This is a genomic window from Arthrobacter sp. HY1533, from assembly GCF_027568515.1.
Taxonomy (GTDB): domain Bacteria; phylum Actinomycetota; class Actinomycetes; order Actinomycetales; family Micrococcaceae; genus Specibacter.
The window spans coordinates 215,199-231,557 of the sequence record NZ_JANKZF010000003.1; the positions used below are offsets into that span (position 1 = coordinate 215,199).

A 16,359-nucleotide genomic window follows, 5' to 3' on the forward strand; every position below is an offset into this window, starting at 1 on the left:
GTCAGTACCTCACCCTCGGGTCGATGAGCGCCGCAATGACGTCCACAATGAAGTTGCTGATGGCCACGATCACGGCCAGCAGGACCACGATGCCCTGAACGGCCACAAAGTCGCGGGCGGTCAGGTAGGAGGCCAGCTGGAAACCAAGGCCCTTCCATTCAAACGTTGTTTCGGTCAGCACGGCGCCGCCCAGGAGCAGGGCAATCTGCAGGCCCATGACAGTGATGATGGGGATCAGGGCCGGCTTGTAGGCGTGCTTGGTGACCAGCCGGAATTCACTGACGCCGCGGGAACGGCCGGCTTCCACATAGTCCTTGCCGAGCGTGCCGATGACGTTGGTGCGGACCAGGCGCAGGAAGATGCCAGCCGTCAACAGGCCCAGGGCAACGGCCGGCAGCACCGAATGCTGGACCACGTCCCAATAGGCCGCCATGTTTCCGCTGCGCAGTGCGTCGAGCCAGTAGATTCCGGTGGGCGAGGCAAGCTGCGTCATGGCGATCTCGGTGGACGTTCCGGACCGCCCAGCCACCGGCAACCAGCCAAGCCAGACGGCAAAGACCAGCTTCAGCAGCAGTCCGGCGAAGAAGACAGGCGTGGCGTAGAACAGGATCGCTGACACGCGCAGCACGGCATCCTGCCATTTGTCGCGCTTGTAGCCTGCCAGCATCCCCAGCGGAATGCCCACGGCCAGGGCCACGATGAGGGAGTTGACGGCCAGTTCAAGCGTTGCGGCCCCGTAGGTGGCCAGCATGTCCGTCACCAGCAGGTTGTCGGAAATGGTCCGGCCAAAGTTGCCGGTCAGGAGTTGGCCCAAGTATTCAAAGTATTGAACCATGACGGGCCTGTCGTAGCCCGCCTCGTGGATGCGCTGGGCCAGCTGTTCAGGTGGCAGCCGCCCGCCCAGGGCCGCCGTGATGGGATCGCCGGTGATCCGCATCAGGAAAAACACCATCGTGACGAGTATGAGGATGGTGGGGAAAATCAGCAGAAACCTTATCAAGAGGTATTTGCCCAAGCTCCCCCCGGACTTGTTCCTACGTTTGGGTGCCTGCGCGGCGGGTTCCTCCACCGGCAGGTCAATCATTGCGGTCATGTGCGCCTGATTCCTGTGTTGCTGAGCTGTTGGATGCAGTTGTCTTGCGCCGCTGGCATCCGGGGCCGCGCAAAAGGCGGGGCATTCCTTGCAGAAAGCCCCGCCCGTTGCAGTGTGGCCGGATGCACTGCGGCCACCGAGGCGTCCCTACTTGGACAGGACGCCCAGGCGGAACTTGAACGATGCATCCAGGGTTGTCTTGACACCGCTGACGTTCTTGCCGGAAACGGCCACCTGGGCACCCTGGAGCAGCGGCAGCGTGGAAATGTCCTTCGCCACTGCGGTCTGGATGTCCTCGATGAGCTTGGTCCGCGCGGCGGGATCGGTCGTGGAGCGCTGCTCCTCGATCTTGGCCTGGACGTCCTTGTTGTCGTAGTGGTTCTTCAGGAAGTTGTTGGAGCTGAAGAACGGTGACAGGTAGTTGTCGGCGTCGGAGTAGTCGGGGAACCAGCCCAGCTGGTACAGCGGGTAGGTGTCCTTGACGCGTTCCTTCTGGTAGGTCACCCACTCGGTTGACTGGAGGTTGACCTTGAACAGTCCACCGGCTTCCAGCTGCGACTTGACCAGGGCGTACTCGTCGGCCGATGACGGGCCGTAGTGGTCGGGGTTGTACTGCAGGTCAAGGGTCACGGGGGTCGTGACGCCGGCGTCTGCCAGGGTCTTCTTGGCCTTGTCCGCATCCGGACCGCCGCTGCCGTTGCCGTAGGCCTCCTTCATGGGCTCGATGGCGCCGGTGAATCCCTGCGGAACCCACGAGTAAGCCGGCAGGTAGGTTCCCTTGTACACCTGGGAGGCAATGGCTTCCCGATCCACCAGGTCTGCAGCAGCCTGGCGAACGGCCAGCGACTTGGCGGCATCGGGTGTGGCGGAGGTGGCCCCGAACGGCATGGTGTTGAAGTTGAAGACAATGTAGCGCAGCTCGCCACCGGGTCCGATGTCCACCTGGACCTTGTCATCCTTCTTCAGGCTTTCGATGTCGGTGGCGGTCATGCTGCGCCACGCCACGTCGATGTTGCCCTGCTGCACGTCGAGCTTGAGGTTGTTGGAGTTCGCGTAGTACTTCACGGTTGCGGCGTCGGACTTTGCCGCCCCGAGCATGCCCTTGTAGTCGGGGTTCTTCTTGAAGGAAATGAGCTCGTTCTTCTTGTACGAATCAATCGTGAACTGGCCGGCGAATGACTTGCCGGCAATGATGGCATCGTCTTCGGTGGCCTTGTCGGGGCTGAATACCGTGTCATCGACGATGGGGCCCACCGGGCTTGTCAGCACCTGGGCAAAGGTCTGGTCGTTGGGCGTCTTGAGCTTGAACACCACTGTGGTGGCATCGGGGGCGGTGACGCTGTCCAGGTTGCCCAGCAGGGTGGCGGGACCGTTGGCGTCGTTGATCTTGACCTGCCGGTCAAAGGTGAACTTCACATCCTTCGAGTCCAGGTCCGTGCCGTTGGCCCACTTGAGCCCGGCCTTGAGCTTGACGGTGTACTCCGTGGGTGAAGTGAACTCCGCGGACTCGGCAATGTCGGGCTTCGGGTCGGCGCTGCCGGGCGCCGAGTTCAGCAGGAACGGGTAGATCTGGTTCATGACCATGAACGAGCCGTTGTCGTAGGAGAATGCGGGGTCAAGGAATGTGACCTTGTCCGTGGTGCCAACCACGACGGGTCCCCCCGTGGTTCCACCTGTCGCCGTGCCGCCGCCTGTTGGTCCCGTGCAGGCCGTCAAGGCCAGGACCGACACACCTGCAACGGCGAGCACCGCATTGAATCCAAACTTCTTCTTAGCCATCAGCAATCTTTCTCTTGTGGATTCCATGGAACAGGCCACACATCATTGTGTGACCTGCACCACTTGCCTGATGGTTAAGTCTTACCAGACTTGCCGCCCCCTCCCGGCACGCCCGGTGATTTTGCAACCGGATGGTTATGCAAGCGAATTGGCATGCGGGCCCGCCCTGAAGTACGGGCTGCGGCCAAACCAGCCGGCCAGCTTCGCATAGGGATCCGCGGCAATGGGGACCCTGACCTCCGGGCCAATGCCCTTTTCAACGCTTCGATGCTCCGGCTTGAGCGTCCGCTGCGCCCAGGCCAGGGACTGTTCAGCCAGCACCGGGTCAAGATTCACGGGCACGCCGGTTGCCCTGGCGAGGTCCCAGGAATGGACCGTGAACTCGGTGATCTGCAGGCCTATGCGGCTGCGCAGGGGCGCCTCTCCCCCTCCGGGCAGCGCCACCTGGGTGCTCAGGTCAGCCGTGGCCCAGGCCCTCATCAACAGTGCGGCGCCGTCGCTGAACCGTGTGGACCAGTCGGCACCCACGGTGGCCTCGGAGGCCAGGGGGTCAACGTTGTGGCCGCGCGCCATGATGCTGTAGTTGTGCAGGTCCTGGACCACAAGGTGGTGCAGGAGATCCTGGACGGTCCACTCAGCGCAGGGCGTGGGCCAGTCGGCCTGGTTGGCCGAGATTGCGCCAATGATTTCAGCGCACTGGTTCAGTGCACCGCCCAGATACTGCAGCGGGTTGGGAATTGTGTGCGGGGGCATTGTGTAAACCTTCCGTGATCCAAGTCACCTGTAATGGAAGTTTACGCCAGTGGCACAAGCCGCGGCTGGATGTGTCATTGCCCTGCCCCATCCCCGGACGCGGCATCAGCAAGAACAGCAAAAAGGACAACCCCGCACCACGGGGTGATGCGGGGTTGTCGAAAAGCCGACGTCAAGTGATGCCGCGTTGGGACGTGGGCTAGGACAGTTCGGGGCGGGCCAGGGAGCGTGCGGTGTCAATCGTGGCCTGGCCCAGCACGCGGGAGCCCTGGTACAGCACAATGGTCTGGCCTGGGGCCACGCCGCGCAGCGGCTCAACCAGGGTGACGTGCAGCTGCTGGCGGGTGCCGGCGTCGTCCGTTTCCTCGGTGACAAAGGCACGGGCCGGAACGGGGTCGCCGTGGGCGCGGACCTGGGCGTAGCAATCGAACTCCTCGCCGGTGGCCACTTCTGCGATGGGCAGCCCGGCCCAGGAGACCTTGATGCCCTGGATGGAGTCAATGGCCAGCAGCGCGTGCGGGCCCACGACGACCTTGTTTTCCTTGGGCCGGATCTCCAGCACAAAGCGGGGCTTGCCGTCGGCGGCGGGGGTGCCGAGCTTCAGGCCGCGGCGCTGGCCCACGGTGAACTGGTTGGCGCCCGTGTGGCCACCCACCTTGTTGCCGGTTTCATCGACGATGTCGCCGTCGGTCATCTCAATCTTCTCGGCCAGCCAGCCGGCGGTGTCGCCGTCGGAGATGAAGCAGATGTCGTGGGAGTCCGGCTTCTTGGCCACGGAGAGGCCGCGGGCCTCGGCTTCGGCGCGGACCTCGGCCTTGGACGGGGTGTCGGCCAGCGGGAACATGGAGTGCTTGAGCTGTTCGTGGGTCAGCACGCCCAGCACGTAGCTCTGGTCCTTGGCCCAGTCCGCGGCACGGTGCAGCTCCGGGTTGCCGTCGGCGTCGGTGATGACCTTGGCGTAGTGGCCCGTGCAGACGGCGTCAAAGCCCAGGGCGATGGCCTTTTCCAGCAGTGCGGCGAACTTGATGCGCTCGTTGCAGCGCATGCACGGGTTGGGCGTGCGGCCGGCGGCGTATTCGTCGATGAAGTCCTGGACCACGTCCTCCTTGAACCGTTCGGAGAAGTCCCAGACGTAGTACGGAATGCCGAGCTTGTCGCAGGCACGCCACGCGTCGTTGGAGTCCTCCACGGTGCAGCAGCCGCGGCTGCCGGTGCGCAGGGTTCCGGGCATGCGGGAGAGCGCCAGGTGGACGCCGACGACGTCGTGCCCGGCATCCACCGCGCGTGCTGCTGCGACGGCGGAGTCAACCCCGCCACTCATGGCGGCCAATACTCGCATTACTTGCCTTTCAATTCATGGTCAATTCTTGCGTGCCCGGTGCCTGTCGAGATCTCGACAAGCTCGATCACCGGAGGGTGCCCGATCACCGGAAGGTGCCCGATCACCGGAGGTTGCCCGATCACCGGAAGGTGCTTGCAGTTTCAATGCTGGAAACATGGGCGGCCATGCCTGCTGTTTTTGCGCGTGCGTGGGCATCGGGCAGGGCGGCCGCAAAGGCATCAACGTCTTCCGGGGTGGATGTATGCCCCAGGCTGAAGCGTTGTGCGCCACGTGCCGTGTCCTCGTCCAGGCCCATGGCGAGCAGCACGTGGGAGGGGCGGGGCACCCCTGCGGTGCAGGCGGAACCCGTGGAGGACTCGATGCCGGCCATGTCCAGCAGGAACAGCAGGGAGTCGCCTTCGCAGCCGGGGAAGGTGAAGTGTGCGTTGCCGGGGAGCCTGCCGGCCGGGTTCACGGCCGGGTCGGCGCCGCGCAGCACGGCTTCGGGGACCAGCCGGCGGACTGCGGCAATGACGTCGTCGCGGAGCCCGGCAATCCGGGCACTCTCCGCGGCCAGGTTTCCGGTGACGTCCGCGGCGGCCGCGGCGAAGGCGGCGATCCCTGCGGTGTCGAGCGTGCCGGAACGCACGGTGCGCTCCTGGCCGCCACCGTGCTGCACGGGCGTGAGCTTGACGGCACGGCCCAGCAGCAGCGCGCCAACCCCCACGGGGCCACCGATCTTGTGGCCGCTGATGGACATGGCGGCCAGCCCGGATTCGCGGAAGTCCACGGGGATGGAGCCGAAGGCCTGGACGGCGTCGGAGTGCACGGGAATGCCGTGCCTGCCTGCGAGCGCCACGACCTCGGCGATGGGCTGGATGGTGCCGACCTCATTGTTGGCCCACATGCAGCTGAGCAGCGCAACCGAGTCCGCGCCGCCGTCGGCCAGTTCCTTTTCCAGTGCGGCCAGGTCAAGGGTTCCGTCCGCGTGAACGGGCAGCCAGACCGCTTCGGCGCCTTCGTGCTTTTCCAGCCATTCGACGGTGTCCTGCACGGCGGCGTGCTCCACGCTGGAGACCAGGATGCGGGTGCGTGCGGGTTCGGCGTCGCGGCGGGACCAGAACAGTCCCTTGACGGCGAGGTTGTCCGCCTCGGTGCCGCCGGAGGTGAAAATGACCTCGGTGGGGTGGGCGCCGGCAGCTGCGGCAATGGTTTCGCGGGCCGCCTCCACCGTGGCGCGGGCGCGGCGGCCCGATCCGTGGAGGGACGACGGATTGCCGCTACGGGTGATAACGGAGGTGAGTGCGGCGAGGGCCGGGGCCGAAATAGGCGTGGTCGCCGCGTGATCTAGATACACGGGCACCGCTCAATTCTACGGCACGGGCGTGGGTCACCGCGGCGGACTGTTGACAACATCACCCTGTGAGCTGAGGTCCGTGGTCGGGGTCACCTGAAGCGCCTCCAACACCTCTGAGTGCACGACGGCGTCGACCAGTTCCGCCGTTCCGCCCACCAGGGTGGAATCAAAGTCAATCTCCGTGGCCAGGCACCAGCTGCGGTCCGCCGGCCAGGCCAGGTTGGCCGTGGGTGAGCTGAAGCCCAGGCCGTCGTCGAACCAGGGCGGGTGGGCCAGTTCGCCCAGGCTCCCCCGGAAGACCCAGTATTTGCGCAAGCCGTTGGCCACAGTGAGCGCCTGGCCGGGGCCACTCGGGATGCTGCCTGTGCCGGGCTCGAAGCCGCCCCAGCCCACCCACGCGGCCTGGAAGATGTCCTGGCCCTTGGCAGTGTGGCCGCCGAGGAGGGCCGCGAGCGCCAGCAACTGTGCCTCATCGAGTTCTCCCATATTGGGCCGCATGTACTCCGCGCCGCCGGCCCCGTCGAGGACGGCGTTTTGGTAGAGCTCGGTTTGCGCCAGCCGGTGGAACTGCGCCGCGGCGTGCAGCCGGGTCCCCTTGGCCCGGGCCACATCGGCCCAGCGGCGTTCCGGCCCTTGGCCGACGTCCATCCGGTGGAAGATGCGCGCGTAGGCCTGGAAATGGTCTGGAATCGTGGCGGCCACCGTGCCGAACGATTCATCCCACAGCTCCCTGGTGAGGCGTCGCCCCAGGGCATCGGCGATCCATTGGCCCTCTGCTGCGCTGGCGTCTTCCATGCCCGGAGCCTACCGCGGCCGCATCGGCAGGCACGCTGACCTTTTGGCCAATCCCTCCGCGGCGCGTTTGTCAATCCTTGTCAAGGCTACGGAACCGGTGGCAGGATCAGCGTGTCCCACATCACCCTCACTCGATCCATGGGAGATCCATTACATGAAATCTGCATTCCTCTCGCGGTCAACCGCGGCCGCGTTTTGCGCCGTCGCCGTTGCCGCAACCACCATGCTGGGCAGCAGCGCCTCGGCAGCACCGAACAATTCACCCTCGACCCCTGTTGAATTTCCGGCAGCGGACGGCCAGCTCATGAGCTACGTGGTCAACGCCAAGTCGAGCAACGGCAGCAAGACCCAGGATGTCCTGAAGGCCATCACGGCGGCCGGCGGCGTTGCCGTCCAACAATGGCCGGAAATCGGCGTGGTCATTGCCCAGTCCCAAAGTGCCGGCTTCCGCACCAACGTCCTCAAGCAGGGCAAGTCCTCCGTGGAATCCGTGGGCGCAACGCGCACAGCCACGGTGGCAGAGGGCACGCCGGAGGGCATTGCCACGCCATGGCAGCAGTCACCGCAAAGGCAGGCAAAGAAGCTGGCCAACGCCGATCTGCTCTACGGCGACGCCACCTTCGACGGAACGGCACTGGACCCCCGCGAGGCCGAAAAGTGGGATCAGGTGCAGATCAAGGCCGACCAGGCACACCAGCTCACTGACGGTTCACGCGACGTCCTGGTGGGTGTCCTGGACAGCGGGATCGACCCCACGCACCCTGACCTCGTGGCCAACATCGATGTGGCCAACTCGGTCAACTGCGCCAACGCGGGTCGCCCCGACTCCTCCCCGGGCGGCTGGTTCCCCACAACGTCTTCGCACGGCACACACGTGGCCGGCATCATCGGTGCCGCACGCAACGGCGTGGGCATTGTGGGCGTGGCCCCCAATGTGCGCATGGCCTCCGTCAAGGTGGTCAATGACGACGGCTACATCTACCCCGAATACGCCATTTGCGGTTTCATGTGGGCCGGCATGAAGGGCATGGACATCACCAACAACAGCTACTTCATTGACCCCGTGGAGTTCTGGTGTGACGACCAGCCCGACCAGGCCGCCGTGCGCACCGCTGTGGAACGGGCCGTGAAGTGGTCCACGGACAAGGGTGTGGTGCATGCGGCAGCCGCGGGCAACGCCTCCTACGACCTGGCCAACAAGACCACCGACAGCGACAGCCCCAACGACGGCACCACGATTGAGCGTCAGATCGGCAACCAGTGCAAGGACATTCCCACCGAGCTGGACGGCGTGGTGACGGTGTCCTCCACCGACCAGGCCGGCAAGCTGTCCTCGTTCTCCAACCGCGGCCTGAACGTGATTGATGTGGCCGCCCCCGGCTCCCGCATCCTCTCCACCCTGCCGAACAACAAGTACGGTCTGCTCAGCGGCACTTCCATGGCATCCCCGCAGGTTGCCGGCGTCCTGGCACTGATGAAGTCCGAACACCCCGGCTGGAAGCCGAAGCAGCTGGTTTCCGAGCTGCGCAAGCAGGCCGAGGACCACCTCTGCATGCCGTCGGCAACCCCAACCGGCTCCGCATGCGTGGGCAAACTGCGCGACAACAGCTACTACGGTGAGGGCATCGTCGACGCCCTGGCCGCCGTCATGTAACAACAGCAGGAAAGCACAAAGCCGTTGGCCACCCGCGGGCGGCCAACGGCTTTGTGCTGGGCGGCGGCAGCCCGCCGTCGTGCTACTGGGAGCCGGTTTCCGTTGCAGGCACCAACCGTGCGCAGCAGTGCGAAATTTCGGCGTCGGGGGCAAGGGCAAGCCCGCTTTCGGCACACCCCTCCAGTGCCCCTGTGAGCAGCGAGCCGTTCAGCGCGCAAATGACGCCCGTGTGGTCCCGGGACAGGCGGTGGAAGGGGCAGTTGGCCATGATGGTGCCGCCCCCGCCGTCGGGTTCGGGGCTGTACCCCGTGTTGGCTAGCAGCTGGTGGATGTCCCCGGCCTCGCTGCCCATCCGCCGTCCCTCTTCAGAGGCGACCTGCGCAAGCGATTGCTCAATGCCGTCCCCCGTGTCAATGGAACGCTGGACCCCTGCGGCCAGCAGGCTTGCGGCGAGGTCGTAGTGCCGTGGCGGCACGGAGGCGCTGACCTCGCTGCGGGCCACGGTGTACAGCTTGGTGGGCCGCCCCGAGCCGGGTCCTGTCCGGTTGCCGATCTTGCGGAATTCCACCAGCAGGAGCCGTTCCTGAACCAGCCGGTCCAGGTGGGCCCGGATGGTGCTCTTGGGCAGGGCCAGGGCCTCGGCGCAGTCGTCGCGGCTGAGGGCCCCTGCTGCATCACGCACCAGCTCGAAGAGCTTCCGGCGGACCGGATCGCCCAGCGACGCCACGGCACGCAGGCGCTGGGATTCATCCAGCGTGGGGTCCAGCACTGATTCCGGGCCGGCCCCGTGGAGGCGTTGCCCGTCGCCCGAAGGCCGGGAGGTGCCGTTGCGCACCGGTTCAGTCGTGGCCATTGGCCTTGTGCTCTCTAGTACTTGCACTGCCCGCCGCGGGCAGTTTGCGGATTGCTTCATGCTACTTGACGCCTTGAGCGTGCGCTTCTAAAGTCAATAATACAAGCTTTAGAAAGGGTTGAACATGAGCCATGCCAACGCACCCCTGCCGGACCTGCTCGGCTTCGACCTCCCCGAACCGCTGGAACCCGGGTCCGTGGGACCCGCTCCCGACGGCTCCACCCCCGCCATTGACCTGCCCCGGGCCCAGGCCGCCATCGCCGAATTCCTGCGGGCGTTGGGGCGCGACGAAACGGATCCCCACCTGCTGGACACCCCGCGACGGGTCGCGGCGGCCTATGCCGAAATGCTGACCCCGCGTGAGACGTCGTGGACCACCTTCCCCAACGACGACGGCTACCAGGGCCTGGTGCTGGTCAAGGACATCCCCTTCCACTCGCTGTGCCAGCACCACCTCCTGCCGTTCCGCGGCGTTGCCCATGTGGGGTACCTGCCCGGAACGCGCCTGTTTGGGCTCTCCAAGCTGGCCCGCGGCGTGGAACGCTTTGCCCGCGACCTCCAGGTGCAGGAACGCCTCACGCAGCAGGTCGCCGACTGGCTCGAGGGAACACTTGCACCGCGCGGGGTGGGCGTTGTCATGGAGGCCGAGCACATGTGCATGTCCCTGCGCGGTGTGCACACGGCCGGCACCATGACTCGAACCTCTGTCTTCACCGGGCTGCTGTCCGGGGATGGGCCCCTGCGCGGGCAGTTCCCCCTCTGACAGCGGCAGCGCAGGGGCGCATGATTAACCAAGGAAGCCACAGCTTGTCCCACGGAAAAGAGTTTGGACCATGAGCCACTCACCCAGCACAGCAGCAAACGGCACGGACCCGGGCATGGTGATCATTGGCGGCGGGCTGGCCGCAGCCACGGCCGCCGAGACCCTGCGCCGCGAAGGCTGGCAGGGGCCGGTGACGGTGGTGGCCGGCGAGGATGAAACCCCGTACCAGCGCCCTCCCCTGTCCAAGGGGTTCCTGGCCGGCAAGGAGGGGGTCGATGCGCTGCTCCCGCTGCCGGAAAGCTGGTACCCGGAGCATCAGGTGTCCGTGCTGCGGGGCGTGCGCGCCGCGGCCCTGGACACCGCAGCCCACACCGTGTCCCTGGACAACGGCGAAACGCTTCCGTATGCCAAATTGCTCCTCGCAACAGGTGCCGCACCGCGCCGGATCCCCTTTCCCGGTGTCGACCTGGCCGGCGTGCACACCTTCCGGACCAAGGCCGACGCCGTTGCGCTGCGCGAGCAGCTGTCCGGCGGAGGCAAAAACGTGGTCATGGTGGGCTCGGGCTGGATCGGCATGGAGATTGCAGCCACGGCCACCGAGCTGGGCAACCAGGTGGCGCTGCTGGGGCTCGAGGAGGTCCCGCTCTCGGTGGCCATCGGCGCGGAGCTCGGCACCGTGTTCACCGCCCGGCACAGGGAGGCCGGCGTGCGCTTTGAGCTGCCGGCCAGTGCCGCCGAAATCCAGGGCAGCGGCGGAAACGTCACCTCGGTGCTGACCACAACGGGCGTTACCCTGCCGGCCGACATCGTCATCGTGGCCGTGGGCGTTGCCCCCAACACGGAGCTGGCCGCGGCCGCGGGCATCACGGTCAACAACGGCATCGAGGTGGACTCCTCGCTGCGGACCTCCGCGCCTGACGTGTTTGCCGCAGGCGATGTGGCCAACGCCCTGCACCCGTTCACCGGCACGCACCTGCGCTCCGAGCACTGGGCCAACGCCATCGCCGGGGGCAAGGTGGCGGCACTGTCCATGCTGGGGCAGGACGCAGTGCTCGATGACATCCCCTACTTCTACACCGACCAGTTTGACCTCGGCATGGAGTATTCCGGCTTCGGCACACTCACCGGGGACGCGGAGCTTGTGGTCCGCGGCAGCCTGGAAACGCGCGAATTCATCGCCTTCTGGGTGCGCGGGGGCCGGGTGGTGGCGGGCATGAACGTCAACACCTGGGACGTGCAGGAGGCCATCAAGGGCCTGATTTCCTCGCGACGCACTGTAGACACGGCACGGCTGGCTGACCCGCAAACCCCGCTTGAGGATATTTGATGGAAGGCATGAGGACTTCCGCAGTTTCCCAATCCGTGGCCACCGCCGCCCCGTTCTTCACCCCGCCCCTGCTCCACCCGGTCCACGACTTTGGCCCGCGCACCATCGACTTCAGCCGCCAGGTGGCGCTCATGGCCATCATCAACCGCACCCCGGATTCCTTTTACGACGGCGGCGCCACCTTTGCACTCGATGCGGCCGTTGCCGCTTCCCTTGCGGCCGTGGACGACGGCGCCGACTGGGTGGACATTGGCGGTGTCCCGTTCGCCCCGGGCCCTGCGCTGGGCGCCGATGAGGAAGCCGAGCGGGTGGTGCCGGTAATCGCCGCCGTGGCCGCGGCCAGCGACGCCATCATTTCCGTTGACACGTTCCTGCCGGAGGTGGCGGCCGCCAGCATTGCCGCGGGTGCCCACGTCATCAACGACACCACGGGGCTCTCCAACCCCGAATTGGCCCAGGTGGTGGCCGAATCCGGCGCACACCTGGTCATCACGCATTCCCTTGCCAAGCCGCGCACCGTGTACCCCCGGCCGCAGTATGGCGACGTGGTGGCCGAGGTGGCGGCGTTCCTGGCGGCAAAGGTGGAACTGGCCATCTCCCTGGGCGTCCCGGAGGAGAAGATCATCATCGACCCCGGCCACGACCTGAACAAGAACACGCTGCACACGCTGGAGATCACGCGCCGCTTCAACGAGATTGCGGCCCTGGGCCTTCCGGCACTTGCAGCCGTGTCCAACAAGGACTTCATCGGCGAGACCCTGGACCGGGCCAAGCAGGAACGCCTGTCGGGGTCGCTGGCCTCGGCCACCATTTGCATGCTGGGAGGGGCCCGCATCCTGCGCATGCACAACGTTGCGGCCTCGGCCGACGCCATCCGCATGACCGAGGCCGTGCTGGGCTGGCGCGAACCTGCCTACCAGCTGCACAACATGGGCGACGTCAACCGGCCGGCCCATCCGGGACGCCCCGGCGACGCGGCGGCGACGTCCACAGCGGGGCGGGGTGCCACGCCGTGATCGAGCGCCTGTTCCCCAACCCGGCGCCACTGCCCCACGGGGCCCTCGAGGATGAGATGCGCGCGGCCCCGGCGTCCCGGCCGCGCAGCAATGCACCATGGCTCAGCTTCAACTTTGTGGCCAGCATCGACGGCGCCGCCACCGTGGACGGCCGTTCGGGCCAGTTGGGCAACGCCTGGGACCAGAGGCTGTTCATGCTGCTGCGCCACACGGCCGACGTCATCGTGGTGGGGGCCCAGACCATCCGCGCCGAAGGCTACGGCGGGGAGCTCCTGGGTGCAGAGGCGCAGCAGTGGCGCAAGGACAACTGGCTGTCCGCCCACCCGCCGCTGGCCATTGTCTCCGGCTCCCTCAACCTGGACCCGGACATGGCGGTCTTTGCCCAGGCACCCGTGCGGCCGCTGGTGCTGACGCTGGAAACGGCACCGGCGCAGCGGCGCGAGGCACTGGCGGAAGTGGCCGACGTCGTCAATGTGGGCGTGGCATCCCTGGACGTGGAGCGGACCATGGCCGAGCTGGCCTCCCGCGGCTTCAGGAACATCCACTCCGAGGGCGGCCCCACGCTGCTGGGCACCTTTGCGGCGGCCGGCCGGGTCGATGAACTGTCGCTGACGGTTTCACCGCTGCTGGTGGGCGGTCCGGCCAGGCGGATCGCGCACGGGCCCACGGACGCATCGCAGGGCATGGTCCTGGACCGCGTGCTGAAGGCCGATTCAATGTTGTTCCTGCGCTACGTGCGCCCCACGCACTGAGCCGCGGGCCGCCCTGGCACGCTAGCTCGACGGCGGTGCGACCGACAGTTTTGCCATGACCTTCGGGGTTGTGGCGGCCAGGAGATCCTCCGTGGGGCATGCCAGGGTCACGAGCAGTCCCGTGTTGGCGGTGCCGAGCAGGCGGGCCCAGGCGGTGCTGGCCATGACACCTGGCCCGGCCTTGGTTTGGAATGCCAGGAAGGAGATGGCCGGGCCCTTGCTGCCGGCCTCTGCCACCCACGGCAGTTTTGCCTCGGTGAGCGAGGACTCGATGACCGAGGGGACCAGGTACTTCATGAGCGCCACGGTGGACGCCCTGTCATCCCCTTGTTCAATGATCGGGCCCTGGTTTGTGGTGGTCCAGTGGGCCAGCTGGCAGCCGGCGGCGTTGCTGTACTGGGTCTGCCCCGCCACGTTGGCACGCAGCAGTTTCCATTCCGGCGGGCCGGGAGTTTCGGAATAGTCGGCCGGGGCGCCGAGGATGTCGCTGAAGCCCACGGGAACCCCGGGCGAGAGCGTGTTTCCGGCTTCGAAGCTCATGGGCGCGGCGGCCACGGCCCTGGCGTCGTGCCCCGCCACCACCGTGGGAGGGGCGAATGTTGGCGCGGGGGCCGGGGACTCCGTCACGGCGGGTTCCGGGTTGGGGATGGTGATGCTGCAGCCGCCGAGCCCCACGGCCGCCGCCAGGGCCGCTGCCGCAACGGCTGCGGCTGGGGTCCGTTTCTGTGGCCGCCCCGGGCCGTGCACGTGCTGTCGTTTCACAGCTTCCACTGTACCCAAACGCCTGCGGACCCTTGCCAAACCGGCTACGCCCACACCGCGAGGGCGCCCGGGTCCACATGGATGGTGGCAGGCAGCGGCCCCACCCGTTCCCCGTCGGCATAGGACACCAGGGACGGCGCGTTGATGGACACCTGCTGCACCTGCTCGATGGAAATCTTCGGGTGGGAGGTGTGCCGCCCCGAAAACACCAGCGGGAAAATCTTCAGGAACACCAGCCGCGAAACAGGTGAGACCACGAACAAGTCCAGCCGGCCGTCGTCGTGCTTGGCATCGGGGGTGATCTTCATGCCGCCGCCAATGGAGGTGCCGTTGGAGACGGAAATGAGCATGGCGCGCTGGAGGCGGGCCGCGCCGTCCACCACGAGCGAGTACTCCAGCGGCTTGAGCACCGCCAGCTCCCGCAGGATCGCCAGGTTGTAGCGCATGGGCCCGCGCGGCCACCGCCAGCCGTTGGCACGCTCGTTGACCAGGGCGTCAAAGCCCGCCGAGAGCGCGCCCATGAACCACACGGGGGCTTTCCCGGCCCGCTCGATCCGGCCCAGGTCGACGCGCCTCGGCTGCTGCCTGCACCGTTGCAGGAAGTGCTCGACGGCGGCGTCTGGGTCTGCGGGGTCAAGGCCCAGGCCGCGGGCGGCGTCGTTGCCCGTGCCGGCCGGGATGATGCCCAGCGGGATGCCGGTGTGGGCCAGGGCGTTCACGCCGAGGTGGACCATGCCGTCCCCGCCCACCACCAGGACGGCCTGGGTGCCGGCGGCAACTTCGGCCTCGACGGCTTCACGCAGGGCATCGTAGTCCCGGCGGCGCAGCACTGTGACCTCGTGGCCCGCGGCGCGCAGCCGCAGCACGGCCTGTTCGCCGGTGTTGCCGGAGGTGGCTTTCCGGCTGCCGCCAAAGGCTGCCCTCGGGTTGATGGCAACGGCGATCCGCAGGCCGGGGGCGGCATCTGTGCGGTGTGTGGGGTGTGTGTTCATGGCAACAGCAAGTATGACAGCGGCGCCCGCCGGCGCGGGGTGGACGCGCAGGAGCGGCGGCTAGAATGAGCTTTTGGCACGGCAGGGCAAGCGAAAGGTCACCTGTGGGCGAGAAGTTCCTCACGCACTACCAAGTCCTGGGACTTGCGCGCTCCGCCTCCGAGCGCGACATCAAGATTGCCTACCGCAAGGCCGCCCGGATCACCCACCCGGACCGCGGCGGGGACCCTGCCCTGTTCCGCCAAATCACCGAAGCGTACGAGGTCCTGGGCAACCCGACGCGGCGCCAGGCCTACGACCGTTCCTACGGCGCCGCCGGCCACTCCCCCCGCTCTGCGGGCTCGACGGCGGGCCCCTCCTCGCGCGGCTACGGCACCCCGGGCGCCGATGGCGCGGGCGGCTTTGGCGGCTTCACCACCCGGCGCGCACCGGAGGACCGCGGGACCGCAGGCGACCCTGCCATTTATGTTCCCGCCTACGAGGACCTGGCCCCCGGCGAGGTCCCGCTGCTGCCGCGGCGCACGGCGGCCCAGCCCGTGCACGGGGCACCCCGGAAGCGCGGCGTGTTCGGTGCATCCTCCCGCCTGGCCCGCGAGGCCCGGACGGCGCAACTCATCATGCAGCAGGTGCTCCCGGGCATTCCGGCGGCCAGGCTCATCAACGGACTGACGGCGCCGTACAACAACGGCTACATCGACCACGTGCTGGTTTCCGGGTACCGGATTGCCATTGTGGGTTCCATGCTGGTGCCCGACGGCGCATTCCGCTGGGACGGCAGCATGCTGGTGCACGGCAGCAGGGTGGCCGCCCCGCCGCAGCTGCTTCCGGCCGCCCGCCAGTTCCAGGAACTCTTTCCCGAATGCAACGTCACCTCCTGGGTGTGCGTGCACAGCAACACCGGCAACTTGTTTGAGCCAGTGATCGACTACGCCCGCGGCACCGAGCCCGACGGCTCCAACCTTGTCAACGTGGCCAACGCCGCCCGCTTTGTCCGCGAGGCCAAGGGGTTCCTGGCCGCCGGCCCCACCCCGAATGTGGTGGACCTGCATGTCCTGGGCCGGCTGCTCGGCGGCATGTACTGACACCTGGCCGTTTGGGTCCGGGCCCGGTGCCCGGCGCCCCGGCCCGGGCGGTAGGATGAA

The 16,359-nt window shown here is 67.1% G+C and carries 15 protein-coding genes; 6 read left to right on the forward strand and 9 right to left on the reverse strand.

The annotated features are described in order from the left end of the window. Nucleotide 1: 1 nt before the first annotated feature. The 6 genes from PCK14_RS04195 to PCK14_RS04220 form a co-directional block, all read right to left on the reverse strand. Nucleotides 2-1,084, reverse strand: a complete 1,083-nt coding sequence (locus tag PCK14_RS04195) for an ABC transporter permease (RefSeq protein WP_269937264.1) — start codon at nt 1,082-1,084, stop codon at nt 2-4. Between the two features lie 156 nt (nt 1,085-1,240). Beyond that, nucleotides 1,241-2,872, reverse strand: a complete 1,632-nt coding sequence (locus PCK14_RS04200) for an ABC transporter substrate-binding protein (RefSeq protein ID WP_269937208.1) — start codon at nt 2,870-2,872, stop codon at nt 1,241-1,243. A gap of 135 nt (nt 2,873-3,007) precedes the next feature. Next, complete coding sequence (locus PCK14_RS04205) at nt 3,008-3,625, reverse strand: TIGR03086 family metal-binding protein (protein ID WP_269937209.1); 618 nt, start codon at nt 3,623-3,625, stop codon at nt 3,008-3,010. A gap of 199 nt (nt 3,626-3,824) precedes the next feature. Further along, complete coding sequence (gene mnmA, locus PCK14_RS04210) at nt 3,825-4,964, reverse strand: tRNA 2-thiouridine(34) synthase MnmA (RefSeq protein ID WP_269937210.1); 1,140 nt, start codon at nt 4,962-4,964, stop codon at nt 3,825-3,827. Nucleotides 4,965-5,085: 121 nt separating this feature from the next. Next, a complete protein-coding gene (locus PCK14_RS04215; RefSeq protein WP_269937211.1) occupies nt 5,086-6,309 on the reverse strand; it encodes a cysteine desulfurase family protein in 1,224 nt (407 codons plus the stop codon). Between the two features lie 27 nt (nt 6,310-6,336). Continuing rightward, nucleotides 6,337-7,098 (reverse strand): hypothetical protein, encoded by a 762-nt coding sequence (locus PCK14_RS04220; RefSeq protein WP_269937212.1) that lies wholly within the window; start codon nt 7,096-7,098, stop codon nt 6,337-6,339. A gap of 154 nt (nt 7,099-7,252) precedes the next feature. Between PCK14_RS04220 and PCK14_RS04225 the strand changes: the two genes are divergently transcribed. Next, the gene (locus tag PCK14_RS04225; RefSeq protein WP_269937213.1) at nt 7,253-8,752 is read left to right on the forward strand and encodes a S8 family peptidase; all 1,500 of its coding nucleotides are present in this window, start codon (nt 7,253-7,255) and stop codon (nt 8,750-8,752) included. 82 nt (nt 8,753-8,834) lie between these two features. On the opposite strand, the gene PCK14_RS04230 is transcribed toward PCK14_RS04225, so the two are convergent. Next, a complete protein-coding gene (locus PCK14_RS04230) occupies nt 8,835-9,605 on the reverse strand; it encodes a helix-turn-helix transcriptional regulator (RefSeq protein ID WP_269937214.1) in 771 nt (256 codons plus the stop codon). A 124-nt stretch (nt 9,606-9,729) separates the two neighbouring features. Here PCK14_RS04230 and folE point away from each other — a divergent pair, with 124 nt between their 5' ends. From folE to PCK14_RS04250, 4 genes are all read left to right on the forward strand, one after another. After that, entirely contained in the window at nt 9,730-10,368 is a 639-nt protein-coding gene (folE, locus tag PCK14_RS04235; protein WP_269937215.1) for a GTP cyclohydrolase I, read from the forward strand. A 70-nt stretch (nt 10,369-10,438) separates the two neighbouring features. Next, nucleotides 10,439-11,695, forward strand: coding sequence for an NAD(P)/FAD-dependent oxidoreductase (locus PCK14_RS04240; RefSeq protein WP_269937216.1), 1,257 nt, complete (start codon nt 10,439-10,441; stop codon nt 11,693-11,695). A gap of 8 nt (nt 11,696-11,703) precedes the next feature. After that, nucleotides 11,704-12,711, forward strand: a complete 1,008-nt coding sequence (gene folP, locus PCK14_RS04245; RefSeq protein WP_269937217.1) for a dihydropteroate synthase — start codon at nt 11,704-11,706, stop codon at nt 12,709-12,711. Beyond that, nucleotides 12,708-13,463: a pyrimidine reductase family protein gene (locus PCK14_RS04250; protein ID WP_269937218.1), complete on the forward strand. Its 756-nt coding sequence runs from the start codon at nt 12,708-12,710 to the stop codon at nt 13,461-13,463. The genes folP and PCK14_RS04250 overlap by 4 nt, the downstream gene beginning before the upstream one ends. A 21-nt stretch (nt 13,464-13,484) precedes the next feature. On the opposite strand, the gene PCK14_RS04255 is transcribed toward PCK14_RS04250, so the two are convergent. After that, a complete protein-coding gene (locus PCK14_RS04255; RefSeq protein ID WP_269937219.1) occupies nt 13,485-14,225 on the reverse strand; it encodes a hypothetical protein in 741 nt (246 codons plus the stop codon). Between the two features lie 44 nt (nt 14,226-14,269). Beyond that, nucleotides 14,270-15,217 (reverse strand): diacylglycerol kinase family protein, encoded by a 948-nt coding sequence (locus PCK14_RS04260; RefSeq protein ID WP_269937220.1) that lies wholly within the window; start codon nt 15,215-15,217, stop codon nt 14,270-14,272. Nucleotides 15,218-15,282: 65 nt separating this feature from the next. Here PCK14_RS04260 and PCK14_RS04265 point away from each other — a divergent pair, with 65 nt between their 5' ends. Beyond that, nucleotides 15,283-16,299 (forward strand): J domain-containing protein, encoded by a 1,017-nt coding sequence (locus tag PCK14_RS04265; RefSeq protein WP_269937221.1) that lies wholly within the window; start codon nt 15,283-15,285, stop codon nt 16,297-16,299. Nucleotides 16,300-16,359: the final 60 nt, after the last annotated feature.

Coding starts and splice junctions, on each gene's coding strand:
- PCK14_RS04195 (WP_269937264.1), bottom strand. CDS start 1,084: ATGATTGACCTGCCGGTGGAGGAACCCGCCGCGCAGGCACCCAAACGT.
- PCK14_RS04200 (WP_269937208.1), bottom strand. CDS start 2,872: ATGGCTAAGAAGAAGTTTGGATTCAATGCGGTGCTCGCCGTTGCAGGT.
- PCK14_RS04205 (WP_269937209.1), bottom strand. CDS start 3,625: ATGCCCCCGCACACAATTCCCAACCCGCTGCAGTATCTGGGCGGTGCA.
- mnmA (WP_269937210.1), bottom strand. CDS start 4,964: ATGCGAGTATTGGCCGCCATGAGTGGCGGGGTTGACTCCGCCGTCGCA.
- PCK14_RS04220 (WP_269937212.1), bottom strand. CDS start 7,098: ATGGAAGACGCCAGCGCAGCAGAGGGCCAATGGATCGCCGATGCCCTG.
- PCK14_RS04225 (WP_269937213.1), top strand. CDS start 7,253: ATGAAATCTGCATTCCTCTCGCGGTCAACCGCGGCCGCGTTTTGCGCC.
- PCK14_RS04230 (WP_269937214.1), bottom strand. CDS start 9,605: ATGGCCACGACTGAACCGGTGCGCAACGGCACCTCCCGGCCTTCGGGC.
- folE (WP_269937215.1), top strand. CDS start 9,730: ATGAGCCATGCCAACGCACCCCTGCCGGACCTGCTCGGCTTCGACCTC.
- PCK14_RS04240 (WP_269937216.1), top strand. CDS start 10,439: ATGAGCCACTCACCCAGCACAGCAGCAAACGGCACGGACCCGGGCATG.
- folP (WP_269937217.1), top strand. CDS start 11,704: ATGAGGACTTCCGCAGTTTCCCAATCCGTGGCCACCGCCGCCCCGTTC.
- PCK14_RS04260 (WP_269937220.1), bottom strand. CDS start 15,217: ATGAACACACACCCCACACACCGCACAGATGCCGCCCCCGGCCTGCGG.
- PCK14_RS04265 (WP_269937221.1), top strand. CDS start 15,283: ATGAGCTTTTGGCACGGCAGGGCAAGCGAAAGGTCACCTGTGGGCGAG.